General features: G+C 41.7%; 19 protein-coding genes, 3 tRNA genes and 2 pseudogenes. 7 read left to right on the forward strand and 17 right to left on the reverse strand.

The window, feature by feature from the left end; genetic code table 11:
* The first annotated feature begins 52 nt into the window (after positions 1-52).
* On the forward strand, positions 53-1009 hold the full coding sequence (locus AC4CUX_RS09520) for a 2-hydroxyacid dehydrogenase (RefSeq protein WP_490792362.1): 957 nt from the start codon (positions 53-55) through the stop codon (positions 1007-1009).
* A 50-nt stretch (positions 1010-1059) separates the two neighbouring features.
* Here the strand turns inward: AC4CUX_RS09520 and AC4CUX_RS09525 are convergent, their stop codons facing one another.
* The 6 genes from AC4CUX_RS09525 to glyQ all read right to left on the reverse strand — a co-directional run bounded on the left by AC4CUX_RS09525 (position 1060) and on the right by glyQ (position 8002).
* Positions 1060-1623 carry a hypothetical protein gene (locus AC4CUX_RS09525; RefSeq protein WP_201707111.1) on the reverse strand — a complete coding sequence of 188 codons (564 nt, stop codon included), beginning with the start codon at positions 1621-1623 and terminating at the stop codon, positions 1060-1062.
* A 166-nt stretch (positions 1624-1789) separates the two neighbouring features.
* Complete coding sequence (locus AC4CUX_RS09530; RefSeq protein ID WP_490792363.1) at positions 1790-2311, reverse strand: hypothetical protein; 522 nt, start codon at positions 2309-2311, stop codon at positions 1790-1792.
* Between the two features lie 299 nt (positions 2312-2610).
* Positions 2611-3000, reverse strand: a complete 390-nt coding sequence (locus tag AC4CUX_RS09535; protein WP_490792364.1) for a hypothetical protein — start codon at positions 2998-3000, stop codon at positions 2611-2613.
* Between the two features lie 73 nt (positions 3001-3073).
* On the reverse strand, positions 3074-4849 hold the full coding sequence (locus tag AC4CUX_RS09540) for an AAA family ATPase (RefSeq protein WP_490792365.1): 1776 nt from the start codon (positions 4847-4849) through the stop codon (positions 3074-3076).
* A gap of 94 nt (positions 4850-4943) precedes the next feature.
* Positions 4944-7013, reverse strand: coding sequence for a glycine--tRNA ligase subunit beta (glyS, locus tag AC4CUX_RS09545; RefSeq protein ID WP_490792366.1), 2070 nt, complete (start codon positions 7011-7013; stop codon positions 4944-4946).
* Entirely contained in the window at positions 7013-8002 is a 990-nt protein-coding gene (gene glyQ, locus AC4CUX_RS09550; protein WP_086209633.1) for a glycine--tRNA ligase subunit alpha, read from the reverse strand. The genes glyS and glyQ overlap by 1 nt, the downstream gene beginning before the upstream one ends.
* Positions 8003-8300: 298 nt before the next feature.
* Here glyQ and AC4CUX_RS09555 point away from each other — a divergent pair, with 298 nt between their 5' ends.
* Together AC4CUX_RS09555 and AC4CUX_RS09560 are read left to right on the forward strand one after the other, a co-directional pair.
* Positions 8301-8675: a lysozyme inhibitor LprI family protein gene (locus AC4CUX_RS09555; RefSeq protein WP_490792626.1), complete on the forward strand. Its 375-nt coding sequence runs from the start codon at positions 8301-8303 to the stop codon at positions 8673-8675.
* 110 nt (positions 8676-8785) lie between these two features.
* On the forward strand, positions 8786-9883 hold the full coding sequence (locus AC4CUX_RS09560; protein WP_490792627.1) for an HPP family protein: 1098 nt from the start codon (positions 8786-8788) through the stop codon (positions 9881-9883).
* Positions 9884-9977: 94 nt separating this feature from the next.
* Here AC4CUX_RS09560 and AC4CUX_RS09565 read toward each other — a convergent pair whose 3' ends face one another.
* Entirely contained in the window at positions 9978-10253 is a 276-nt protein-coding gene (locus AC4CUX_RS09565) for a PspC domain-containing protein (protein ID WP_004692583.1), read from the reverse strand.
* Between the two features lie 284 nt (positions 10254-10537).
* Between AC4CUX_RS09565 and AC4CUX_RS09570 the strand changes: the two genes are divergently transcribed.
* Positions 10538-11182 (forward strand): hypothetical protein, encoded by a 645-nt coding sequence (locus AC4CUX_RS09570; RefSeq protein WP_335997608.1) that lies wholly within the window; start codon positions 10538-10540, stop codon positions 11180-11182.
* 143 nt (positions 11183-11325) lie between these two features.
* Here AC4CUX_RS09570 and AC4CUX_RS09575 read toward each other — a convergent pair.
* The 5 genes from AC4CUX_RS09575 to AC4CUX_RS09595 all read right to left on the reverse strand — a co-directional run bounded on the left by AC4CUX_RS09575 (position 11326) and on the right by AC4CUX_RS09595 (position 17302).
* A tRNA-Lys gene (locus tag AC4CUX_RS09575) sits at positions 11326-11401 on the reverse strand.
* A gap of 102 nt (positions 11402-11503) precedes the next feature.
* Positions 11504-11579, reverse strand: a tRNA-Lys gene (locus tag AC4CUX_RS09580).
* Between the two features lie 19 nt (positions 11580-11598).
* Positions 11599-11674, reverse strand: a tRNA-Lys gene (locus AC4CUX_RS09585).
* Between the two features lie 130 nt (positions 11675-11804).
* Positions 11805-13646, reverse strand: coding sequence for a long-chain-acyl-CoA synthetase (locus AC4CUX_RS09590; RefSeq protein WP_335997610.1), 1842 nt, complete (start codon positions 13644-13646; stop codon positions 11805-11807).
* A gap of 170 nt (positions 13647-13816) precedes the next feature.
* The gene (locus AC4CUX_RS09595) at positions 13817-17302 is read right to left on the reverse strand and encodes an Rne/Rng family ribonuclease (RefSeq protein ID WP_490792367.1); all 3486 of its coding nucleotides are present in this window, start codon (positions 17300-17302) and stop codon (positions 13817-13819) included.
* Between the two features lie 757 nt (positions 17303-18059).
* Here AC4CUX_RS09595 and AC4CUX_RS09600 point away from each other — a divergent pair.
* Complete coding sequence (locus AC4CUX_RS09600) at positions 18060-18998, forward strand: RluA family pseudouridine synthase (RefSeq protein ID WP_078388580.1); 939 nt, start codon at positions 18060-18062, stop codon at positions 18996-18998.
* A gap of 180 nt (positions 18999-19178) precedes the next feature.
* Positions 19179-19847, forward strand: a complete 669-nt coding sequence (locus tag AC4CUX_RS09605) for an HAD-IA family hydrolase (RefSeq protein ID WP_333654998.1) — start codon at positions 19179-19181, stop codon at positions 19845-19847.
* A 260-nt stretch (positions 19848-20107) separates the two neighbouring features.
* Here AC4CUX_RS09605 and AC4CUX_RS09610 read toward each other — a convergent pair.
* From AC4CUX_RS09610 to hcaR, 5 genes and pseudogenes are all read right to left on the reverse strand, one after another.
* Positions 20108-20185 (reverse strand): annotated as a pseudogene (locus AC4CUX_RS09610) (DUF1345 domain-containing protein); the annotation flags it as partial.
* A gap of 27 nt (positions 20186-20212) precedes the next feature.
* Positions 20213-20605, reverse strand: a pseudogene (locus tag AC4CUX_RS09615) (transposase family protein); the annotation flags it as partial.
* Between the two features lie 37 nt (positions 20606-20642).
* A complete protein-coding gene (locus AC4CUX_RS09620; RefSeq protein ID WP_201952405.1) occupies positions 20643-21047 on the reverse strand; it encodes a transposase family protein in 405 nt (134 codons plus the stop codon).
* Positions 21048-21119: 72 nt separating this feature from the next.
* On the reverse strand, positions 21120-21737 hold the full coding sequence (locus tag AC4CUX_RS09625) for a DUF1345 domain-containing protein (protein WP_490792368.1): 618 nt from the start codon (positions 21735-21737) through the stop codon (positions 21120-21122).
* A 302-nt stretch (positions 21738-22039) separates the two neighbouring features.
* Positions 22040-22939 (reverse strand): DNA-binding transcriptional regulator HcaR, encoded by a 900-nt coding sequence (hcaR, locus tag AC4CUX_RS09630; protein ID WP_335997617.1) that lies wholly within the window; start codon positions 22937-22939, stop codon positions 22040-22042.
* Positions 22940-23258: 319 nt separating this feature from the next.
* Here hcaR and AC4CUX_RS09635 point away from each other — a divergent pair, with 319 nt between their 5' ends.
* Entirely contained in the window at positions 23259-24197 is a 939-nt protein-coding gene (locus AC4CUX_RS09635; RefSeq protein ID WP_126038371.1) for a cation diffusion facilitator family transporter, read from the forward strand.
* The last annotated feature ends 8 nt before the right edge of the window (positions 24198-24205 follow it).

Raw genomic sequence — 24205 nt, forward strand, 5'->3', positions numbered from 1 at the left:
AGTTAGTTTAAATAAGCGCTCTATCATTATGCAGAACAACTGGACGTGAGCAATGAAAGCCGTATTTTTAGATTATGCATCCTTAGATAAAAATGATTTGGACTTTCATGCACTGCATGCTGTTTTTGATGAACTGATCCTTTACCCAAGTACCGATGCTGAGACGATTGTTGCGCGTGTGCAAGATGCAGATGTGATTATTAGCAATAAAGTAATGGTGGATGCCGATACCCTAAAACAATGCTCTCAGTTAAAGTTGATTCTAATCTCTGCCACTGGCACCAATAACATCGATTTGCAGCAAGCCAAAGCACAAGGTGTTGTGGTGTGTAATTGTCAGGGTTATGGCACGGCAGCGGTGGCACAGCACACTTTAATGTTGATGCTTAACCTTGCAACCTCCTGCCTGCAATACGAGCATGCGGTGCAGCAGGGCGAATGGAATAAAGCTTCGCAGTTTTGTCTACTGGACTACCCAATTATTGAACTTTCTGGCAAGACCTTGGGCATTTTAGGTTATGGGGAATTGGGGCAGGCGGTGGCTAAACTCGCTGAAGCATTTGGCATGCGAGTTTTGGTGGGTAATTTGCCAAACCGTCCACATGCTGACTCAACACGAGTAGGCTTTAATGACTTGCTGGCGCAAGCGGACTTTGTCAGTCTGCATTGTCCATTAACCGATGACACGCGTGACTTGATTGATGCTCACGCTTTCGCAAAAATGAAAAAAAGTGCCTTTTTAATTAATTGTGCACGTGGCGGAATTGTCAATGAAGCAGCTTTGGCAGATGCGTTAAAACAGGGTGAAATTGCGGGTGCAGCAACCGACGTACTAACCGTTGAGCCACCTAAAGAAGGCAATGTTTTATTGGAGGCTCGTCTGCCGAATTTAATCATCACACCACACAGTGCGTGGGGCAGTGTCGACGCACGTCAACGCATGGTGCAGCAGTTAGTGGAAAATGCTCAAGCTTTTCAAGCTGGGCAGCCAATCCGTCGAGTGAATTAAAGCAAATAATGACAACGAAAAAGCCCGTCGAGTGATGTGCTTTTTTGCTATTAAAGCTTAGTCACTTTAATTTCTTCTTCTGCTTGAGCAGGTGTAAAGGAAGACGGTGCTTGTGTAATCGTGGGCTCATTTACTGTTTGTGGTGCGACAGGCTGTAGAGATGAGACTGAAGGCGCTTGAACCGCAGGAGCATCTACGGGTGCAGATGACGGTTGACTCAATCTGCCTTGGTAAATGGGGGCGGGTTGATCTGTTTGACCAGTAATCACTTGCTTGGTTTCATGCAGCTTTTTATTCACATTTTGGGTAACTTGCTGTCCTGTTTCTTTGGCTTGTTCTGCGGTGTTGTTGGTGATGGTTTTTGCACTGTCCAAGGCTTGGTGTGCAGAAGGGCGAATTTTTTGGATGCCTTTTTCTGTTGCAGTCCCGACTTTTTCCGCCGTGTTAATCACACCTTCTTGAGTTTTATAAGCCCAAACGTGAAAGATGTTGGGGTTTTTACCATAAGGCGTAATTGGCTTTTGCGCTTGCTGAGTAGTGGTTTCTGTTTGTGCCCATACACCTGCTGTTGTCATTAAAAGAGTGCAGAAGAGTGTTGTTTTCATCATGTTCATAGAGCAGTGTACCTCTTGGGCTATCGTGCATAAATCAGCGTTTTAGCATAAAGCCTCTTTGTGTGAATTTCATGTGCTTGGTTGTAAACAAGCGTAGTGTGCAAACGTATATAGCTAAAAAAGAGCCCAGCATGTGGACTCTTTCAACTCTGGAGGAGTTTAACTTTTACTTCGCGCCAACGGCAGCATCGGTCGATGAACCGACTTTGGCTTTAGCAACAGGTGTATCTAATTCCACTTGAGCCTGCCCATTTACGTCAGCACGTTTAGGCTGACCACTGACAGCCTGCTTAGTTTCCTGCCATTTTTGTTTGGTCGCTTGTTGGCCTTGTTTCGCTTTATCTGCTATATAGTGACCACTTTTTTTGGTGTTATGCTCAACAGAGTGTTTAACGTCACCAGCCTTATCTTTTACGACAGCAGATTTTTCAGCTGAAAATTCTTTGGTGTCTTGCCATTTTTCTTTGCTGAATGCTTTGGTTTTGTCGACACCATGCTCAACCGTTTCTCCTGTAGCATGTGCAGTATGTTTGACATCATGTTTTAAGTTTTGCAATACGCTTGGCTGCGAGGTTTGAACTTGAACATTGGCCGATGTATTGGCTGTGGTATTTGCAAATAGGGAAGTGGAAGCTAAAAGTGCAGTGGTTAAAGCCGAAGCGGTGAGTGTCTTTGTTAAAACTTTCATCTTTGATTTTCTACCTCTTATGACAGAACCCGATGAGGAGTTCAGAACAGCAGTCATCATAGACAGAAATGAGCTCAAAAATAGCGTTTGATATGAAAGTCGCACAATGCTGCAACAGCGCATGAACAATGGGCTGAAAATTGTGTCGTTCAGTTAATTCATTAAAATTATGTAAGTTTATGCGTGGTCGTTGTTTTAAATGTAAAGAGTATGGAGACTAGCGTTGAAATAAAAGATATGAAACAGAAGGTGTTTGAGAGAAAGTCATCACTGATGTTGCACCAGTGATGACGATTTGCTTAGTTACATTGCGCTAAGGCTTCTTTTGCAAAGTGATTACGTAGTGCGAGGAAGTTTTTCTGTACTTCTGCATCGTGTAATTCAAATTTGGTTGCTGTGCTTGTGCCATCGAGTGCAAAGGTTGCTGAGCCACCTGTGATGAGGGTGTAGTCACGGAACGCCCACTGTTCTACGACTTTGCCTGCTTTGAGGTTGCCGGTAAATTCGATGACGCATTTGTCTTCAAATTTGGTCAGTTTTGCTTTGTTATTGGTTGTGTCTGGATAGACTTCAATATCTTGGACTTCTTGTAATACACCCGCTGTCAACTGTGGAATCGTTGGTTGAGATGTACATGCTGTAATAGAAAGGGCAGCAAAAGTAGCGAAAAGTGCAGTTTTTAATTTCATAAGGTTCGTTCTTGTTGCGAGTTGTTAGGTTGAGTATAGGGAATTAAGAAAAGGTTGGCTATTCCTGATAATGTTAATTTATCCAATGAATAGCATCTAAGAGATGTTCAAAGTCATGTATTAAACTTTCTAGCGGAATTTCATTATTTATTAATGCTGAATTAAATAGTTTCCACTCTTGTTCTTTCTTTGAGTTAAAACCATAAATAGATTCGATGTCACCTTTTTTCCAAATATAAATATCTTTAGCTTTTAGAGATTTATGAATATTTTCAATTATGGGTTTAGCTTCAGGAAATGAAGCGATGGAATTAAATTTCTTTGCCTTAATCTGGCGTAAAGTATCGCAGTTGATAGTGTGTTCTGTATCTATTTGCAAATCAGAATGATCTTTATATTTCTGAACAAATTTTCTAAAATCCTCGAAATCTTTTGCATTATTTTCATCAATTAGCTCCCAAAATGCACAATTACCAATAAAGTCTAAATCAGCAATTATGCGAACTGGAATGCCAAGAGCTTGAATAACTTTTTGCATAGGAATTAAATTATGTTTTCCTTCTACTGCTATTAACGCGATCTTTCTTAAATGGAAAGGACGATCTGTAATTTTTGAATAAATATTTGGTAAGACACGTAATTCAGTTTTACCTTCAACTAGTAGAACTTCGTCACTAAAGAAAATATGGGATGCATTATTTAATTTAAAAGCATCATTAAGTTGTGCGAATCGATTTTGAGAAATTTGGTTAATGATATGTGAAATTGGTTGTCTTGCTTGTGTCCCTAATTCTGAGTTTTTATAAATTTGGATTGCATTAACAGCATGATTAGCAGACAAAAGGTTTGCTGAATGAGTCGAAAATATAATCTGATATCCGAAATTACCTAAAATGATCAAAGCATCACGGACTAATTCAATGGTAGTGGGATGTAAATATAGTTCTGGTTCATCAATACAAATAATAGTATTCGATCTTCTTAGGTTGGGGTTGTTCTGTTGAATATCAGCTAAATAGCGTATTAAAGCCATTTGGATTGAACGTTGGCTACCATGCCCAAAATTTGAAAAATCTCTTTCAATAGTCTCATTCTCAAAAATTTTAATAGTTCCATTTTTAAAAATGTCTTCAATAGTTGGAGTCGGAAAATGAAGTTTTACTGAAATATCAGGGAAAAAATTATGTAAAATATGATTGATTCCTGCATCTACAGTAGATAAAGCATCAATTCGTTGTTCACCATTATGGGATAGTAATTCTGATACTTTTGCCAAACTGGAAGTGAATTGCTCTTGATAATTTTCTTGGATTTCAAGTGATATAAGATCAAGTAGTTTAGATATAGCTGTACCACTTTTGTTTTTAGTTGAGTCCTCTTGAGCATCAGACATAGCTTCAATATGGATGAATTTTGGAAAAATTTTTATAATTGATTGTTCAATACCAGATTGAATAGGTTTCCATTCGTTACCATTGAATAAGGTAACAACAATTTTTTGTTTGCTATTATTCTCGATAAATGTTGATCTTCGGATTTTTAACTCTTCATTAATAATAAATGGTCTTAGTTTTGTAGCATGATCATCTTCTAGTAGATTTAATAATTCTTCTTTTATATTGATTAAGGTTGCAGTGACAATTATAGGGTCATCATGATTATTAGCATTAGTATAGTAGTTAAATGTCTTTGCACTTAGTCCTTCTAAAAGAAACTTAATTGCCAATATTATGTTTGATTTTCCAGCATTATTATAACCAATAAGCGCTGTAAAGTTTTTCATTAAAACTTTAGTGTCTTTGCATGATCTAAAGTTTTTTATTTCTAACTCTTTAATAGTTACACTCATTTTAAACTCTCAGTAAATAATTTTATATTTTTATAAAGAAAAAACCCCACTAATTTATAGCGGGGTTTTGTTTAAAACTCAAGCAACTAAGACTTTAGTGCTGCAACACCGAAATATCCGCAACACTGGTAAACAAGTCTCGTAACTGAGCCAGTAAACGTAAACGGTTCGCTTTCAAGTCGCTATCATCTGCCATCACCATGACGCCATCAAAGAAAGCATCAATTGGTGCACGTAACGCAGCTAACTTAGAAAGCGCAGCGGTATAGTCTTTCGCAGCCAAAAGTGGTTGAACTACAGGTAGAACATTTTGGATCTCTGCATAAAGTGCTTTTTCAGCATCTTCAACCAATTTAGATTCGACAATTTCACCCGTAGGTGCAGCTTCTTTCGCCAAGATATTGGCAACACGCTTATTCGCAGCAGCCAAAGCAGCGGCTTCAGGCAGGTTACGGAAATGATTCACCGCAGTAACACGCTTATCAAAATCAAGTGGTGATTTTGGAGAAAGTGCTTGAACTGCTTGAATCACATCAACAGCAACGCCTTGGTCTTCATACTTCGCACGATAACGACCTTCAAGGAACGCAACAGCATCCGCCAAAGTCTTGTCATGATCTTTCAATACATCGCCATAAGCAGCCAAAGCAAGCTTGATCAGTTCTTCAATTGAAACATCAAGATTATTTTCAGTCACTAAACGCAAAATACCAATCGCAGAGCGACGTAAAGCAAACGGGTCTTTAGAACCTGTAGGCGCTTGACCAATACCGAAAATACCAGTCAACGTATCTAAACGATCTGCAAGGGCAATCGTAGTACCTGTCTTGGTCTGCGGTAAAACGTCACCTGCAAATTTAGGTAAATATTGCTCACCTAAAGCTTCCGCAACTTCATCATTCTCGCCTTCAATACGTGCATAGTAAGTGCCCGCAATCCCTTGAAGTTCTGGGAACTCGCCAACCAATTCAGAAGTTAAATCACACTTTGCAAGAAGTGCTGCTTTTTCAGCATCGGCAGGATTCGCACCTGTGATTGCAGATAAAGCCACAGCCAATTTAGCAATACGTTCAGATTTATTCCAAAGCGTACCTAACTGTGCTTGGAAAACCATATTGGCTAATTTTTCTTTACGAGATGCAAGCGGTTGCTTTTGATCTTGTAAGAAGAAGAATTCAGCATCAGACAAACGAGGGCGTACAACTTTCTCATTCCCTTCAATGATTTGAGTTGAATCTTTAGACTCAATATTTGAAACAGTAATAAAGTAAGGTTGAAGTTTATTGTCAGCATTCACCAAACAAAAATACTTTTGGTTGTCTTGCATGGTCGTGATTAACGCTTCTTGAGGCACAGCAAGGAAACGTTCTTCAAAGCTTGCACGAAGCGCAACAGGCCATTCAACCAATGCCGTCACTTCATCACGTAAATCAGCAGGAACGATCGCAATCGCATTGACTTCATCAGCCAAAGCTTTCACTTGTTGATCAATGATCGCTTGGCGCTCTTCAAAATTCGCGACAACTTTTGCAGCACGAAGCGCATCTAAATATGTATCTGCATTGGTTAAAGTAATCGCTTCAGGTGCATGGAAACGGTGACCATAAGTCACATTGCCGGCTTTGTGATCCTGAATAGTTGCATCAACAACATCGTTGTCTTTTAACAATACAACCCATTTTACAGGACGAACGAATTCAGTACGGCTTGCCGCAGAACGCATACGTTTTGCGATTGGAAGGTTATCCAAAGCAGTTTGTAAAATTTGTGGCAGTAAAGCGTCAAGGCTTTGACCTTGCACATCTTTTAAGTAGCAAACTTTTTCAACTTTACCTGCTTGGAAAGTTGAAACTTGATCCGCAGTAATGCCTTGACCACGCATAAAGCCTTCAAGTGCTTTGGTCGGCTTGCCTTCAGCATCATAAGCCGCTTGTACAGCAGGGCCGTCAAAACGTTTTTGTGTGTCTGCTTGCGCAGCATCTACATTGATAATTTTCAATGCCAAACGGCGAGGCGCTGCATAAGCTTCAATCAAATCAAAAGCCAAGCCTGCATCTTTTAAGCCTTTTACGGTTTCAGCTTGCAATGCATCACGTAAAGTTTTTAAGTTTTTGGGTGGAAGTTCTTCACAGCCAAGTTCAAATAAAACGGTATGTTTAGACATTATTTGTTCTCCGCTGATTTTTCGGCTTGAGCCGCTTCCGCTTCAACCTGAGCTTTCAATTGCGCTAAAACTTCATCACGTAAATGCGGTTCTGCCATTGGGAAGCCAAGCTTCGCACGAGCAGCCACATAACTTTGCGCAATTGAACGTGCCAAAGTACGTACACGTAAAATATAGCGTTGACGCTCAGTCACAGAAATTGCACCACGTGCATCGAGCAAGTTAAAGCTATGTGATGCTTTAATCACTTGTTCATAGGCAGGAAGTGGAAGTTCAGCTTCCATTAAGCGAGTTGCTTCAGCTTCATAGAAATCGAACAATTCAAACATTTTTTCGACGTTGGCATATTCAAAGTTATAGGTTGATTGCTCAACTTCGTTTTGATGGAATACATCGCCATAAGTGACTGTACCAAACTGACCTTTGGTCCAAACCAGATCGTAAACTGAATCTACGCCTTGTAGGTACATTGCCAAACGTTCAAGACCGTAAGTGATTTCACCTGTTACTGGGTAACATTCAACACCACCGACTTGTTGGAAGTAAGTAAACTGAGTCACTTCCATACCGTTGAGCCAAACTTCCCAGCCTAAGCCCCAAGCACCGAGTGTTGGAGATTCCCAGTTGTCTTCTACGAAACGAATATCGTGAGTAAGGGTATCAATACCAATAGCTTTTAGTGAGTCTAGGTAAAGTTGTTGGATATTGTCTGGGTTTGGTTTCAGTACTACTTGGAATTGGTAATAGTGTTGCAAACGGTTTGGGTTTTCACCATAGCGACCGTCTTTAGGACGACGTGAGGGTTGAACGTATGCTGCGTTCCAAGTTTCAGGCCCAAGTGCGCGTAAGAATGTTGCAGTGTGGAATGTTCCTGCACCCATTTCCATATCGTAAGGTTGTAAAATGACACAACCTTGTTCAGCCCAGTAGTTTTGTAAGGCAAGAATTAAGCCTTGGAATGTATCAATATGCGATATGGCGCGACTCATGCAGCATCCATTATAAATATAAGAAAAAATTGGTTCTAAGTATAAGGATTTTGCAGAGGAGTGGCAAAGGGTTCAGCAGGATTCATTCATTTAAAAATTTAATTGCGGTGGTTGCGTGAGAGAAGTCCGATAGCACGATTTTTGTATGTTGAAAAAGATTGAGCTGCGTGTATTACATAGATCATCTATCCTCTGGTTTGAGCCAAATTGTCTGAGTTTGCTATATTAAATTTCTGCACAATAAAACCAAGAGCACATCATGCGAAAATTATATCTCCACATCCTTATTTCGTTGGCTATGTTCAGTGGAGCGGTTCACGCACAGCAGCAAGAGGCCGAGCCAGATATTTATAACCAATGTGTTGAGCAGACCATTCAGGCTTTACAGCTTGCCAGTATTAATAATAGTGTGGTGGAGATCTGTTCAGAACGAGCCAAACACCTTAATGAAAAGAAAATCGTATCATTACTCGATCAAATACGTGTGCAAAGTCAGCAGGATAGCCAGCCAGAACGTTATCAAGCCATTTTGAAATCACAACGCTTGTGGAAAGCCTATGTTGAGCAAGAGTGTGATAATGCAGGGCAGTATGTTGGATCGCCTATGTATGCTTTTTGTCCTATGCAGCAGTATGCCGAACGGGTTGTACAGTTACAGCAATACGTTCACTAAAGAATTCAGTGGAATTACTCATAAAAATAAGATGTAAAATAGATGCATCTTATTGGTGAGACCACGTATAATTTTGCACCGGTTAAGTGCGAAAAAGTAGAAGGGTGGCTGTGTTTCATATGCAACTTGAATGGTTAAATACCTTAAAACCAAATTTTAAAGTGTTACCGCTAAAGGAAAGAATGCTCTGTGGTTTGGGGGCATTGTTGGGATTAGCACTGTCTTCACTCATAAGTTGGTGGCTTTTGGGGGGGATCAATGCATGGTATATCGCCCCGATGGGTGCGTCCTCGGTGTTGCTTTTTGCCGTACCAGCCAGTCCTTTGGCTCAGCCATGGAATATTGTGATTGGGAATACGATTGCAGCCGTGATAGGGGTGACATGTGCACTCTATATTTCCAACTTAACAGAAGCATTTAGTGTTGCTGTGGCTTTGTCGATTATTTTGATGATGACGACAGATTCTTTGCATCCACCGAGTGGTGCTGTGGCGATTACAGCGGTGCTGGGAGGTGAGACGGTACACGAGTTAGGGTATCAATTTGTGTTTTATCCTGTTCTACTTAACTCGATCCTGCTTCTCGTGATTGCGATTGCGTTCAACCGATTGCTCGGGAAACAATACCCAACCGTGGCGCAAGTCAATACGCGTAGCACCGACCCGACCCCCACCCAGAAGGTCACAATTCAACCTGAAGATATTCATCAAGTTTTAGCCCAAGAAACACAGTTGCTTGACATCAGTGAATATGATTTACAAAAACTGATTTTAAAAGCCCAAGCACAGGCCGATACTCGCTTTCATATAGACCTACGCTGTCGGGACATTATGAGTAAAGATGTCCTGTGTTTATATGAAGATGAAGACATTCAAGTCGCTGTGGAAAAATTTAAACAGGTCAATCTGATGAGTTTACCTGTGTTAAATCGAGCTGAACAAGTATGCGGCACCTTGGCTTTATATGAAGTGGTCGAGTGGTTCCAAAAGGCAACGGATTTACGTACTTCTTGGCAAGATCAAGTCAAACATATTATGAAGCGTCAGGTAGTCACGGTACAGCCAGATCAAGAACTGCAAGATCTGATCCCATACTTTGTTGAAGGTTCTTTTAACTATATTCCTGTGGTTGAAAACAAGGCTTTGGTCGGTATCATTAGCCGTGCCGATATGATTGCAGCCTTGTATCGTCTGTTACAACATCGTTAAGTCATGTGAGTGTCGTAGGCAAAAAAAAGCTACGACACTTTGGGGGAAGTTGTCGTAGCATAAAAAGAAACTTTTTGAGACGAAAGATGTGCGCTTATGGGTTGCGATGATCTGGATTAACGGTACGCATTGTATTGCTATAACCAGATCGGGCCTGTGGAGAATGCTCGATTTGGTCTTTTTGTTTTGGCATCACCAACCAAAGAATCAGGTAAACCAAAATTCCGGGGAATGCTGCACTTAACAGTGAAATGGTGATGAAAACAATACGAAGCAAATTTGCGTTCCAACCAAAACGTTCAGCAATACCGCCCATCACACCAGCAATCATGTTTGAGCGGTTTGAGCGATATAAACCAACATTGGCCATCTAGGTCTCCTTAAAAATTAAAATCTAATAAGTGGCTTTTTGCACTTATAGTTTAAAAATGGAGATGGAATTACGTTTTTAAAGGTGACGGAGTCGATTAAAAAGTAAAGTTATGTAAAGAGATAAAAGCTAGGGTTTTGATCAGGACTAAAATGTGCTCTATTTGGCGTTGAGCTAGCTGCTTAAAGTCAGCAAGTCATTTGAATCCGAGAAAACACCAGGGGTCAGGATGGAATATTCGTGATGGTTATGGAGATTAATCACGTGCAGGAAGTGAGTGTGGAATGAAGTTGAAACGAAAACATCAGGGTTTGATTGGCGTATTACTGCAAGGAGCGGTGGCGCTAATTGGTGTATCGTTAGCTGGCTGTGATGGTGGGCTCTCGGAAGCGTCACAACAACATGAAAATAGTACGGTAGAGGACGTGGATGTTTCATCTGAGTCGGGGAAGAAGCTGACTGAGGTGGCAGGACGGGCCACCATGCAAGATGATTCGGAGTATGCACCTCGTACGCTTGATATTCGTGAACAGCAGTTCATTGGGCGTTATCGCACACAAATTCAATGTGATGGTTATTTTTTCCCTTGTGAAACGGGGAAGGCTGATTTTATTCTCAATTTTTTACCTGATGGTACGGTGCATCGCAGCATTGTGCGTTTGGGTAAGGTCTTTTCAGAAAAACAACGCCCTGGCTTTTCAAACTTAAGTTATCGCCGTGATACATGGACCATGAATAAAGAGCGAACAGAGTTGATTGTCCATCGTAAAGAGGGGATTAATTTTTATTATCGCGTGGTGGATTCGCAAACGCTGCAAATGGATTTGGATAAAAGTAATAATCTAGATGCCACTAACCAAAAATTGTATGCGCGAGGTTTTCCGAAATTAGAGCGTGCGTATACGTTAAAGCGTGAGCCTAATTCATAGTTAAAATGGAATTGGGTAAAGCAACAGAATAAGACTGAAGAATAAAAATAGTGAAGAAATGAACAGAGTGCGAATTTTATGAATTAAATAGCATTTCGCTAAATAAATGTCATATGAATACAATTAAAGAGGATTTAAATAAATGGTGGGTCGTCCGCGATTCGAACGCGGGACCAACGGATTAAAAGTCCGCTGCTCTACCAGCTGAGCTAACGACCCTGAGCAAGGTGTGCGAAAGAGTATTCGCTGAAAGTTTAAAAAAGAAATTTTTAAAGCATTCGAACCTGAGCAGGTTTGTAAAATTAGATTTTACAAGAAAGATGGTGGGTCGTCCGCGATTCGAACGCGGGACCAACGGATTAAAAGTCCGCTGCTCTACCAGCTGAGCTAACGACCCATCAAGGGTATCAAAGGAATGGTGGGTCGTCCGCGATTCGAACGCGGGACCAACGGATTAAAAGTCCGCTGCTCTACCAGCTGAGCTAACGACCCATATCATTTGATGGAGCGTATTGTAGCAAGATATGCATCGAGCGCAAGTAAAAAATCGCAAACTTGTTGATGTTTGATTATAAATACAACAAATTTGTGATTAGGTAGCTAAAAAACAAGCAATTCGAGTTTAGAAGCGATATTGATAGGCTTGAATGTTATCAAAGACTTGTTGCGTTAAATCTGCATAGGCACTGCTGTTGGGTAACAGGACCAGCAAGCGTTCATCCGTTTTTTTCGGGTCAAAGGCTTGTTCTTTGAGCTTGTTCTTTTGGTATTTAAACGTTCCTGTAGTTTCAACTTGCTTTTGTACGCGTAAGAAAACGGGTACAGCATAGGCAGGCAGACATTTTTTAAAGCTCACGAGCATTTGGGCTAAATCCTGCTCATTCAATTCAGCGCCGTCTGCCAGTGTAATCGCAGCCATCCCCGCTCGGCCATTGGTGTTCGGAATTTCGACACCATAAACCACGGCTTCGGTGATTTTGTCATATTCACTAACCATGTTTTCAACTTCAGTCGTGGACACATTTTCGCCTTTCCAGCGGAAAGTGTCGCCTAAGCGGTCGACGAATTGGGCATGACGGAAACCAATGTCACGGACTAAGTCCCCTGTGTTGAAATAAGCATCGCCGGACTTGAAGACATCTTTAAGAATCACCGATTTATTTTTTTCAGGGTCGGTATAGCCATCAAAAGGGGAGCGGCGAGTAATTTTACCAATCAATAAACCAACTTCGCCTTTTTTGACCTTGATACAGCCACCCTTGGCATCATAAACAGGTGCATTTTTTTCTTTATCAAACTGGATAATGGCATAAGGCGTAGGTGAAAAGCCGACAGTGTTGTCAAAGTTAAATACATTGCTAAAGCCGACATTGCCTTCGCTCGATGCATAAAGCTCTAAAATTTCTTCAATACCAAACCGCTGTTTGAATTTGTCCCAAATATTCGGACGCATGCCATTGCCGATCATTTTGGTGACACGGTGGCCTTTTTCTAAATCTGAAGGTGATGCATCCATGAGGTAGCGACATAACTCACCCACATAGCCTATGGCAGAGGCATCGAACTTTTGCACATCTTTCCAAAAAGCAGAAGTGGAGTATTTACGGCGTAAAGCCAAGGTGCCAGCACCTGCAATCACGCCACACCAACACACCACAATACCTGTTGCATGGTACAGCGGCAAGGTGACATACATCACATCGTCTTTGCCGAGGTTGAGTACGTGCCCGTAGGTTCCATAAGCCAACGTCCAGCGGCTATGTGTGAAAATAACGGCTTTAGGTAGACCGGTTGTGCCTGAGGTATAAATATAAAACAAGCCATCTTTACCCAGCACACTATGTGTGGTTGGGGTATTGAACTTGGCAAAGGCATCAATTTTTTCAGCAAGATTACTAAAACCTTGTGGCGCAAGGCCTGCATCTTTTTGGGTTTCTTGGTCGGCAAACCAATAGAAACGATCCGTAGATAGATTTAAATCATGACGGATTTCATCAACTGCGGCACGACATTCTTCACCCACGATGACTGCGATGGGTTTGACTAGATTAATACTATGCGCCAGCACTTTACCGACTTGAGAGGTATTGACTAAAGCTGCAGTAACGCCAATTTTGGCAAGTGCAATCACGGTTGCAACCAATTCAGGACGGTTTTCAATCATCACTGTGATGACATCACCCTTTTTTGCCCCGATGGATAAAAAATAATGCCCGATTTGGTTTGCCCATTCGTTGAGGGCTTGGTAGCTAAATTTTTGCTCTTCAAAAAGCAGGGCCATACCGTGAGGGTTGCGCTTCACTGCTTTTTCAAAAGCAATCCCGAGGCCTGCTGGGGTGTTTGGGGTACGTAAATATGCTTGCTTTAATCCACTGAGTAAGTTGGGAACTTTACTGATGAATTGAGGAAGTTTTGCTGCAACGTCAGTAATACCAATGAGGTCATGTGATGGGTGTTGGCTCATATGAATCCTAATTATTTTATGCAATCCAATGCGTTTGAATAGTGCTCAGTTTCTACACTTGTTCTTTTAATCGTTTCGGTCTAGTGCAATCAACCTAATCTGACGAAAATAACAAAAAAACCTAGCCACTGACATGACTAGGTTTTTTAAATTGACAACTCTAGGGCGAATTACGACTCAGTCGGGCTCGCTTTTTTCGGTGGACGACCACGTGGACGACGTGGGCGAACTGGCTTGTCCGAGTCTGATTTATCCGACTCGTCCGCAGCTGTTTCCGCTACAGTTTCAGTCACTTCTACTTTTTCAGCTTGCTTTGATGCTCTAGGCGCTTTGGCTTGAACTGGAGCAACAACAACTTCCACTTCTTCAACCGCAGCTACATCAGCCATGCTTTTCACTTCACTGCTTTCAACGGCAATAGGCGCTTCGCTTTCTGTTACAAGGGCAGGCTCGTTTTCCTCTGGAGTTACAGCAGGTGCAGCTTCAGCAGCAGGCGTTTCTGCAACAATCGCTGTTTCAGGCGCTGACGATTCAGCAACAGGTGCTGTTTCACGTGCTTGTTTGGCTTGTTCAGCAGCAAGTTTAGCTAGACGACGACGCTCACGCGGGTCATTTGCAACACGTTGTTCAGACACAGGTGCAGGCGGTGTCAGGTCCAATACTGGAACTGGCTCTGCTTCAGGCTGCGCTTTTGTGATTTCAACATCACGGGTGACCGGTTTTTTCTCTGCTTCAACAGCAGGCGTTGTCACAGTTTTGCTTAACGTTGCTGCATACTCTTCAGTAAATTTCTGAAGGGCACGGTTGAAGGTTGGAATTAAACCAAACTGCTCAATCAGCACTGAACAGTCTTCACCATAGACATGGCGAATCAAGCTGCTGATGGTGTACTGACCTAAAGTTGGCACCTGTGAAGGTGTGAGTTTAGGTGTTTCAGTTTGCTGTGTGTGTGCAGCGCGTTGTTGGCGACGGCGTTGGCGTGGATCATTGCTGGCACGTTTTACGCTTTCACGTGGTTTTTGCTCTGCTTGTTGTTCAGCAGGTGCTGCTACAACTTCAGTTGCTTTCTCCTGTACCACTTTCTCAGCTTTTACTTCAACTTCTGCTTTCGCAACAGCCGCTTGCTGAGGCTTGGTTTCGGTTGCAGTGTGTGCAGGCGGAGTTAATGCCACGATTTCACTTTGCGCTTGATCGACATTGACCACATGGGCTGTTGTGATCATTTCTTGACGCGGCGCTTCAATCAACTCAACTTTAACTTGAGGTTCTTGAACCACAGCTGGCGCTGCTTCAGTCGCTTGCTCATTCAGTACACTTGGGTCGCGGTGGCGATTTGGGCGCTCTGGACGAGGTTGGTTACGGCGGTCACGACGTGGCATTGCATTTTGCTGTTCGTTTTGAACATCAGTGTTTTGCTGTTGCTCACCGTGTTGGCGACGTGATGATGAACGCTTGTTTTCACGCGGTTCCTGACGTTGCTGTTCACTGCGCTCTGGACGGTCTTGACGTTGTTGTTCACCGCGCTCAGAACGTTGTTCATGACGGTCTTGGCGTTGTGGTTCATTGCGTTCAGGACGTTGTTCATAACGATCTTGGCGTTGTTGATCTTGACGAGAGACCTGCACAATTTCTTCATGAACTTGGTTGTCATGTTGCGCATTTTGCTCACGTGACTCTTTGTGCTTATTAGGGCGCTTTTTGTTGTGGCGTGTGCCACGTTCTTCTTTCTCTACATGCTTATCTTCACGGTGTTCAGATTTTGCATGAACAGGTGCAGCGCTTATGTAGACATTGTTGCTTGGTGCAACTGGTGCCGCAGCAGGCGTGCCAACTTGACCAAACTGACCACGACTCACTGCACCACCATTCACCATTTGCTCAATGGCTGCAGCAGCATTATTTGCAGAACGTGATTGATCGACAGTCGCAGCTTGTTTTTGCACAAACAAGTTTTCTAACCATGCACATGGGCTGCTTGAAGGTGCAGTCTGAGCAGGGGTTTGTTGAGCGACTTGTTGTTGTGGCGCGTTGTTACGAGGTTTTTTGTTGCCTTTTTCTTGTTGTGCAGGCGCAGGAGCGGCATGTTGATGCACATGATCTGCACCATCTAAATGCCATTCTGATGACTCGTAACCCAACTCTTTTTCGCTTGAACGTGTTGCTTCTGTACGTTCATAGCTGGTTGGTGCAAAGCCTTCAGGGTTATACGAAATTTCGTAATGCGGAGTTTCTAAGTGTGGGTGCGGAAGCACAGTCACACGAACACCTGAGGTTTGTTCGAGGTAAACCAACGTGTGACGCTTTTCATTCAATAAGAAGGCTGCAATTTCAACAGGAACCTGTACTTGAACTTCACCATGACGTTCACGCAGCGCAATTTCTTCTACTTTACGCATGATTGAAAGCGATAATGAGCGTAAGTCACGAACCATACCTGTGCCATGACAGCGCGGGCAGACATAACCTGTTGCTTCTTCAAGCGAAGGGCGTAGACGTTGACGGCTCATTTCCATCAAGCCAAAACGAGACAATTGACCGAATTGGATACGGGCACGGTCGCTTTGTGTTGCTTCGCGAAGTTTCGCCTCAACCATACGTTGGTTGCGGTCTTTGGTCATGTCGATAAAGTCGATCACGACCAAACCACCAATGTCACGTAAACGCAGTTGACGTGCAATTTCTTCCGCTGCTTCAAGGTTGGTATTGAGCGCTGTATCTTCAACATCACTACCACGGGTTGATTTTGCAGAGTTAATGTCGATTGACACTAATGCTTCGGTTTGGTCAATAACGATTGAACCGCCTGAAGGAAGTTTAACTTCACGTTCATAAGCGGTTTGAATTTGGCTTTCAATACCAAAATGAGCAAATAATGGCTCATTTAGCGTATAAGTTTTTAGCTTGTCGATTTGACGAGGCATGACTGCTTTTACGAAGTTATAGGCTTCGTTATAGGCTTGCTCTGAATCAATTAAGATTTCAGCAACATCATCACGTAAATAATCACGAATCGCACGCGTCACCACCCCCGCTTCTTGGTGAACCAACATTGGTGATGGACCAGAACTTGCTGTATTTTGGATTTGCGCCCAAAGATCAAGTAAGTGCTGTAGGTCGAGTTGTAATTCTTCTTGAGAACGGCCAATACCCGCAGTACGTACAATCACGCTCATGCCACGAGGTACATTTAACGACGCCAACATTTCTTTCAATTCTTCACGTACTGAACCTGAAATTTGACGGCTAATACCACCACCTTTCGGGTTATTTGGCATAAGTACCAAATAGCGACCAGCTAAAGAAATGAAGGTAGAGAGGGCAGCGCCTTTGTTACCACGTTCTTCTTTTTCAACTTGAACCAGAAGCTCTGTGCCTTCAGTGATCAATTCGCGAATGTTTGAAGTTTGGCGTGGGTCTGCTTGGTAATATGAATTTGCGATTTCGCGCATAGACAAGAAGCCTTGACGTCCCGCACCATATTCAACAAAGACGGCTTCTAAAGAAGGCTCAACGCGAGTCACGTGACCTTTATAGATATTGGATTTTTTTTGTTCACGGGTACGATTCTCTAAGTCAAAATCGTAAAGACGCTGCCCAGTGACAAGTGCAACGCGAATCTCTTCTGCATGTGTTGCATTAATCAACATACGTTTCATGGGTGTAACACCTAATAGTGATACACAGCAAACTATCGCTAAACACGTAGCGAACATCAAACATCACGGACCAATTTTGCTCAGATCTCAAATAAACCGATTGTGGTCTGAGTTTTATTACCTGCCTTTTTGATCGGCTTCGGTTTTGATTCACATATTGATGATGGCAATACGGCTTCAATCTTTAAACGATTAAAGTCTCCTGCGCGTTTCACTGGCGGACAAGCGGTGCATTGGATGTAAGTAACTTTCACTGTCACATTTGCTCGAAGAGCAACCCTTCTTTTTGGATAGGGTGTCTTGATACGGAATTATCATCGTACCTTTACAACTGAACAGATCCATATGCATCAACGCTGTGGCCTGAATACGACATCAGGGAGCGACTAATCTGATGTATATCAGTTTACGTTTAAAAACCAACCTTCGTTGGTCACATATTTTTTTGGGGCAAACTGATTTATGTGCAGATGCACAATTAAACCTAACAGTTTGCTGTTTTGCCGATATAATAAGCCTTCGGCGTCGGCATAATTCTTTTGGGACCGTTCCAAGCTGAGTTGAGTTATTTTCTTAACTATTCAATTTAAAATTGAAATGATTAAGCTTTTGACTCACTTATGGTGGTATCCGTGCGCTGACTATATCAAACCTTGTACCATCTGCCTATGGGCTAAGCTAGTCTTTCTTGTGTAAAGCATAGCCTAAATGGTCATTTTTTATTCAAATTCCGTATTTTTTAGGTCGCAGTAACTGTATGAATTCTACCCAACAATGGCAAAACGTGACGTGGTTTGAAGTGGACGAGCATCAAGCAGGGCAACGGATTGATAACTTTTTATTTAGCCGTTTAAAAGGTGTGCCTAAAAGTCGTATTTATCGCCTGATTCGTGAAGGTCAGGTTCGCGTGAATAAAAAGCGTATAAAAGCAGAAACTAAGTTGTCTATTGGTGACCAGATTCGTGTGGCCCCGATTCGCTATGAACAAAAAGATGAAAATGCGGCACCTGTTTCTGACAAAGTGGCACAGAGTTTACTGAGCCGTGTGGTGTATGAAGATGAGGGCTTGATGGTTGTCAATAAACCATCTGGCATTGCCGTGCATGGTGGCAGTGGTGTGGCTTATGGTCTGATTGAAGGCTTACGTGCGGCAACAGGTAAAAAATACTTAGAACTGATTCATCGTATTGACCGTGATACCTCAGGTTTGGTGATGATTTCTAAAAAGCGTAGTGTGTTAAAAAGTTTGCAAGACATGTTGCGTGAACACAAAATTAAGAAAACTTACGCTGCTGTAGTCAAAGGTGTGGTGAGTTTAGACAAGCAGTTAATTGATGCGCCTTTGCACCGTTATGAACTGGCCAATGGTGAGCGTCGTGTGCGTGTATCGAGCGAAGGTAAAGAGTCTAAAACGCAGTGGAATGTGGCTGAGCGTTTTATGCATGCAACCTTAGTTTATGCATCACCACTTTCAGGGCGTACCCATCAAATTCGTGTGCATGGTTTAAGCATTGGTCATCCACTGGTGGGTGACGATAAATATGGTCATGAAACAGAATATAAAGGGCCGAAGCCACGTCGTTTATGTCTGCATGCAATGCGTTTAGACATCCCTGGTTATGTACCGATTGAAGCGCCTTTGCCTGAAGATATGCAGAGTATTGTGGCGCAGTTAAGAGCGCAGAAGAAGGATTAATTCTTTTCCCTTTCATTTTAAGACATGGCTTTTGTTGAGTTGACGGAATGTCTTGTACGCGCTTTAAGCACTGATTTAAAGCGAAATGCAAGTCAGCTCAACGGTGACATCCTTGTCGCCATTGTGTAGCAAATGCATCGTGTAAATTGACTTTATAAAAGTAAATATTGGAACCCCAGAATGAACAAACCTGTAGAACTGATTATCTTTGATTGGGATGGGACATTATTTGATTCAGTGGGGCAGATTGTGGCGAGTTTACTGTTTGCCGCGCAGCAATTTGCACAGCCTTTAACTGCTGATGCAGCAAAAAGTATTATTGGTTTAGGTTTGCCAGAAGTCGCGCAGCGATTATTTCCTCAAGTGCCTGAGTTACATACTGAGATTTTGCAATGCTATGCCGAGCATTATGTGGCGAACTCGAAAGGTGATGTCTGGTTCGACGGCGTAGCCGATATGTTGAATGGCTTACGTGAAGCGGGTTTACAGTTGGCGGTGGCGACAGGTAAAAGTCGTAAAGGCTTAGATCGAGTATTGGCTCAAACACAGAGCCAAACACTATTTGTGACAACGCGTGCTGCCAGTGAGACTAAATCTAAACCGCATCCTTTAATGTTGGAAGAGATTTTAACTGAAACGGGTGTGTCTGCTGAACGCGCGATTATGGTCGGTGATACCAGTTATGATCTAGAAATGGCGCGTAATATTGCCATGCCGAGAATCGGGGTGAGTTATGGGGTGCATACACCTGAAACGCTCAGACAATATCAACCTTTGGCCATCGCGGATGATGTGCCGAGCTTGCAGCAGCATTTATTGCAATATGTTGACCTTAAACAAGTGATTTAACTTGAGTCGTCTAAATATATAGCCTGTGGAAGATGGTCTGAGTGAGCCTGCCAGTTTTAGGTCGATCATCTTCAAATCTTTTGTCTTTAGTATGTTTTAAGGCGAATGAACGGTTGATTGAATTGTTGGATTTCTGATTTGAAAAAGCTCTTTCATTGGGAGCTTTTTTTGTGAGGTTTCGTCGAAAGGACTTCAATCATCGTCTTTATATTGGATGGTTGTCATTTGAGCGGATGACAAAAAAATGAAAAACAGGGTACTTAGAGCGTGATAAAACCTGCCGCAACATTGATGCTAATAGCGAGAATAGAGGTATTAAAACCATAAGCTAAAATAATAGACTTCCTTCATAAATCATTTTTCAATCAATTTAATTGTTTATCTTTCACCCAATCTAAATTGTATATGCCAGCAAGTAAATTAAACCGCAGGTTTAATCTTTTACGACGATTTCTATATACACAAGATAAAATCTTAAAACATTTCATCCTTCCAAATACATGCTCTACTTGAATTCGTCTACGACCAATCTCTCTATTTAACTTTTTTAATTCAGAATCTAGTTTTTCAGTTTTCTTTGCTTTAGATGGCATGAGGCATCCAAAACCCAATTTCTTTATCCCTAAATACCCCTTATCAACGATAAAAAAGGGCTTAAATTTTAATTTCCTCATGCTTTTTTTAAATATTTTAAAATCATGCATGCTTCCATGACTTCCACATACACTCAGTATTTCACCTGTTGTATAGTGCATAGATAGCTGAAATTTAAAGGTATGTCGCTTTTTTTTACCGCTATACCATTTCTTCTGTTTTTTTTGGACGTTGAACTAATATTTCAGTGGCATCAATCACAACAACTTCCCAATCCACTTCATCTCGATTAGGAAGTTGTTTTGGCAAGTTAAATTTTCCAGAACCGATTAAGGTATCTTCAATAACACGTGTGATACGAATTGCACTCGTTTCAGATACACCGTAACTCATACCAAGATGGAAAAATGTTCGATATTCTCTCCAATATTCTATACATAAGAGCAAACGATCTTCCAACGGTAATTTATGCGGTCGTCCTTTACCAATATGACCAGGTAAATGCTTATTTAGCTCGGCCAACATGAGGTTAAATGTAGCCCAACTAACACCGGTAAGCCTACGAAAATTAACGTCTGATAATTTTTGAATATCTTTGAATTTCATCCAAGGATTATCCATTGAATTAAATAATTTTACTGATTAATTTAAGATCAAACAAATTGTACATTTTTTGATTTATGACGGAAGTCTAATGTGCAGAATATTGAGAATACGCATCGAACGTGAGGTAATGGAAACATCCGCGGTTTGCGCAGAAGTGCCAATCACATAACTAAAATATAAAAAGTCGGGATAGGTCGGTTGAGCCGTTTTGGGAAAGTCTAAGCCTGCATCTTGTTGGTCTGCGAGAGCGAGATAATAGTCATGTGCATAATGAATGGCAAACACGGTATGCATAAAGAACCATGCGCTAATAATGGTGAGTAAGGACAGCGCTAAGTGCCCATATTTGATGGTTGGATCATTCGGAAGGTGAGTCAACTCCAATACAATCGCAATTAAGCACATGAGCAAAGTCATGATCACCAACAGTAGAATGATCCATTTACTGGCATCTTGCTGTTGTGCATGTTGCAGAATGTGTCGATGATCAACGGACCACAGGGTGGTCATGGTTTTAATTAAATAACTTGAGACGGCAATATTCCAACTGATCAATAAATTGGTCGACCAAGACCAGTCGGTAAATGTATTCAGCAGCGTAAAAAAAACAGCAGTCAGCAAAAAACTAATGAAAAAGAAGGGGCGAAATTTCATTGCTGTTTTTAAACGCTGCAAAGTGGGCATTGGCATAATCTTCTCCTTCTCTGTTTTATTATTTTTTCGTGCAGCTAAAGTCGCAAGATCTACTTCAGTACCTGTCTGTGTTCGGACTTCAGTTGTAGGGAACCTGACAAAAGCCAGTTTTTATTAGCCTATCCTAGCTTAAAAAGAATACAAATGAAAAAGCGAGATGTCATCGACATCGCTTAAAAACAAAAGGGTGAAAATACGCTTGTCTTACAGAGTATAGTTCTATGAGAAAGGCGCGTAATTATTTATTCAGAAAATAGTGGCGCGCCGAATGAGATGAGTAATTAGAACTCACTGCAGACTTATTCGCGGTTAATATCCAAATAAAATACCCGAGTCAGTAATTCTATAAATTTAATCACTGCTAGGGAGCTGTTATGTTTACGATAGTTCACATACAGATCCAAATACGGCAGCTCAACCTCAAGTGGACGAATTACCGTGTTGTTCAAGCTAAGTGGCGCAATGTAACCGGGTAAAATTGTACAGCCGAGCCCTAAGCCAATCGCGTTGATATTGAATAGAATGTTATCGGCTTTTTGCACAATATTGAATTCGATATTGTGCACTTTGGCAAATTCCAAAATGGTCTGGTGCAAAGTCTGTGACTGCTCGGCTGCGGGAATAATAAAATCAATGCCATTTAATGCTTTAACCGGAATTCGCTCGTATTGGGCCAAAGGATGGTCTTTCGGCAACAGGAAAATGAGTGGTTCACGCAGTACAAACTGGCTTTCGATTTCATCACTATGGACATTATTTCGTGTAAAGCTAATGTCCAACTCCCCTTTTTTCAGCAAACGCAATTGCTCAGTATTGTTCATACTGAATAACTCAATTTTTAACTCTGGGTTTTGCACTCGTAAATTGGGCAGGACATAAGGAAAAATTTTCATTTCCGCAACAGGAACAAAACCAATGCGCAGCATCTGCTGTTTGGCTTGTGACACTTGGCGTGCCATAGCAACCGCTTTGTCTGCCTGAGCTAGGGTTAGACGTGCTTGTTCAAGGAAAACAGCGCCTTCTTCCGTGAGTTCAACTTTTCGCTTGGTTCGATACAATAACTGCACACCGACATCTTCTTCAAGGTCTTTGATTTGCTGACTTAAAGAGGGTTGGGCGGTATAAAGTTTCAGTGCTGCTTTACTAAAGTTCAGTTCTTCAGCAACAGTAATGAAATAGCGAAGGTGTCTAAGTTCCATATAAATAACCCACTGACTAATCCAAAAAATGTCTTACTATGACTGAGGTAAAGTATAATCGATAAACAACGATGTCGTGAAGATGATTCAATTATTGAGAAAATAAATGATCTTGGGTTGATTTTTGAGATTTTCGTATATGAAATAACAGGTTTAATAATTGCTAAAAGGTATTAATTAAATATTGAAAATAGTTCATTCCAATCACCTGAAAATCATGGGGAGGTGAACTACATAAAAATACAATTGTGTTTTGCTGAAATTGGATATGATAAAAACATAAATATAATTTAATTGAACATATGGGCTAAAAATCGATATGGCAGATTCAAATAAACTGGTGGTCTATGCCGCGCTGTTGGGGAATTTAGCCATTGCGCTGGTAAAATTTATTGCGGCTTATTTGACCAACAGCTCTGCCATGTTGAGTGAAGCCATTCACTCTGTTGTGGATACCTTAAACGAAATTTTACTGTTATATGGACTGAAGAAGTCGAATAAACCTGCCAATTTTAATCATCCTTTTGGCTATGGGCGAGAGCTGTATTTTTGGGCCTTCATTGTATCTCTTATGGTCTTTGCCTTAGGGGCATTGGTGTCTATGTACAATGGGATCATGCACATTTTGCACCCTGAACCCATTTTAAACCCGACCATCAATTATGTTGTACTTGGCTTTGCATTTGTAAGTGAAGGTATTTCATGGTGTGTTGCTCTGAAAGTGTTTCGTAAGGCGAAAGGTCAGCAAGGTTATTTTGAGGCCTTTCGTCGCAGTAAAGACCCCACCACGTTTACAGTTTTGTTTGAAGACTCTGCTGCATTAATTGGTCTGTTGATTGCTTTTCTTGGTATTTATTTGGCACATCGTTTAAATATGCCTGCACTGGATGGGGTGGCATCTATTCTGATTGGGCTGGTTCTGGCGGTATCTGCTTTTCTACTGGCACGAGAAACCAAAGGTTTATTGCTTGGTGAAACCGCGGACCTGCATGTACGGCAAAATATTTTAAAAATTGCCCAAGACGATGAAGGCGTACTGTCGGCCAACGGCTTACTGACCGAGCAAATGGGCGCCAAACAGGTTTTGGCCTCGTTGAGCGTGGAGTTTGAAGATCACCTCACTACCGATGAGATAGAAGCGTGTGTTAATCGCATTGAAGTAAAAATTAAACAAAAACATCCTGAAATTGTGGCACTCTTTGTGAAGCCGCAATCAAAAAAAGTGTGGTTAGAGCGAATGCAAGGACGCTTGGAATAGGTTAAGGT

Source organism: Acinetobacter sp. 231_lipA, assembly GCF_058243005.1.

Coding starts and splice junctions, on each gene's coding strand:
- AC4CUX_RS09520 (WP_490792362.1), top strand. CDS start 53: ATGAAAGCCGTATTTTTAGATTATGCATCCTTAGATAAAAATGATTTG.
- AC4CUX_RS09525 (WP_201707111.1), bottom strand. CDS start 1,623: ATGAACATGATGAAAACAACACTCTTCTGCACTCTTTTAATGACAACA.
- AC4CUX_RS09530 (WP_490792363.1), bottom strand. CDS start 2,311: ATGAAAGTTTTAACAAAGACACTCACCGCTTCGGCTTTAACCACTGCA.
- AC4CUX_RS09535 (WP_490792364.1), bottom strand. CDS start 3,000: ATGAAATTAAAAACTGCACTTTTCGCTACTTTTGCTGCCCTTTCTATT.
- AC4CUX_RS09540 (WP_490792365.1), bottom strand. CDS start 4,849: ATGAGTGTAACTATTAAAGAGTTAGAAATAAAAAACTTTAGATCATGC.
- glyS (WP_490792366.1), bottom strand. CDS start 7,013: ATGTCTAAACATACCGTTTTATTTGAACTTGGCTGTGAAGAACTTCCA.
- glyQ (WP_086209633.1), bottom strand. CDS start 8,002: ATGAGTCGCGCCATATCGCATATTGATACATTCCAAGGCTTAATTCTT.
- AC4CUX_RS09555 (WP_490792626.1), top strand. CDS start 8,301: ATGTTCAGTGGAGCGGTTCACGCACAGCAGCAAGAGGCCGAGCCAGAT.
- AC4CUX_RS09565 (WP_004692583.1), bottom strand. CDS start 10,253: ATGGCCAATGTTGGTTTATATCGCTCAAACCGCTCAAACATGATTGCT.
- AC4CUX_RS09570 (WP_335997608.1), top strand. CDS start 10,538: ATGAAGTTGAAACGAAAACATCAGGGTTTGATTGGCGTATTACTGCAA.
- AC4CUX_RS09590 (WP_335997610.1), bottom strand. CDS start 13,646: ATGAGCCAACACCCATCACATGACCTCATTGGTATTACTGACGTTGCA.
- AC4CUX_RS09595 (WP_490792367.1), bottom strand. CDS start 17,302: ATGAAACGTATGTTGATTAATGCAACACATGCAGAAGAGATTCGCGTT.
- AC4CUX_RS09600 (WP_078388580.1), top strand. CDS start 18,060: ATGAATTCTACCCAACAATGGCAAAACGTGACGTGGTTTGAAGTGGAC.
- AC4CUX_RS09605 (WP_333654998.1), top strand. CDS start 19,179: ATGAACAAACCTGTAGAACTGATTATCTTTGATTGGGATGGGACATTA.
- AC4CUX_RS09620 (WP_201952405.1), bottom strand. CDS start 21,047: ATGAAATTCAAAGATATTCAAAAATTATCAGACGTTAATTTTCGTAGG.
- AC4CUX_RS09625 (WP_490792368.1), bottom strand. CDS start 21,737: ATGCCAATGCCCACTTTGCAGCGTTTAAAAACAGCAATGAAATTTCGC.
- hcaR (WP_335997617.1), bottom strand. CDS start 22,939: ATGGAACTTAGACACCTTCGCTATTTCATTACTGTTGCTGAAGAACTG.
- AC4CUX_RS09635 (WP_126038371.1), top strand. CDS start 23,259: ATGGCAGATTCAAATAAACTGGTGGTCTATGCCGCGCTGTTGGGGAAT.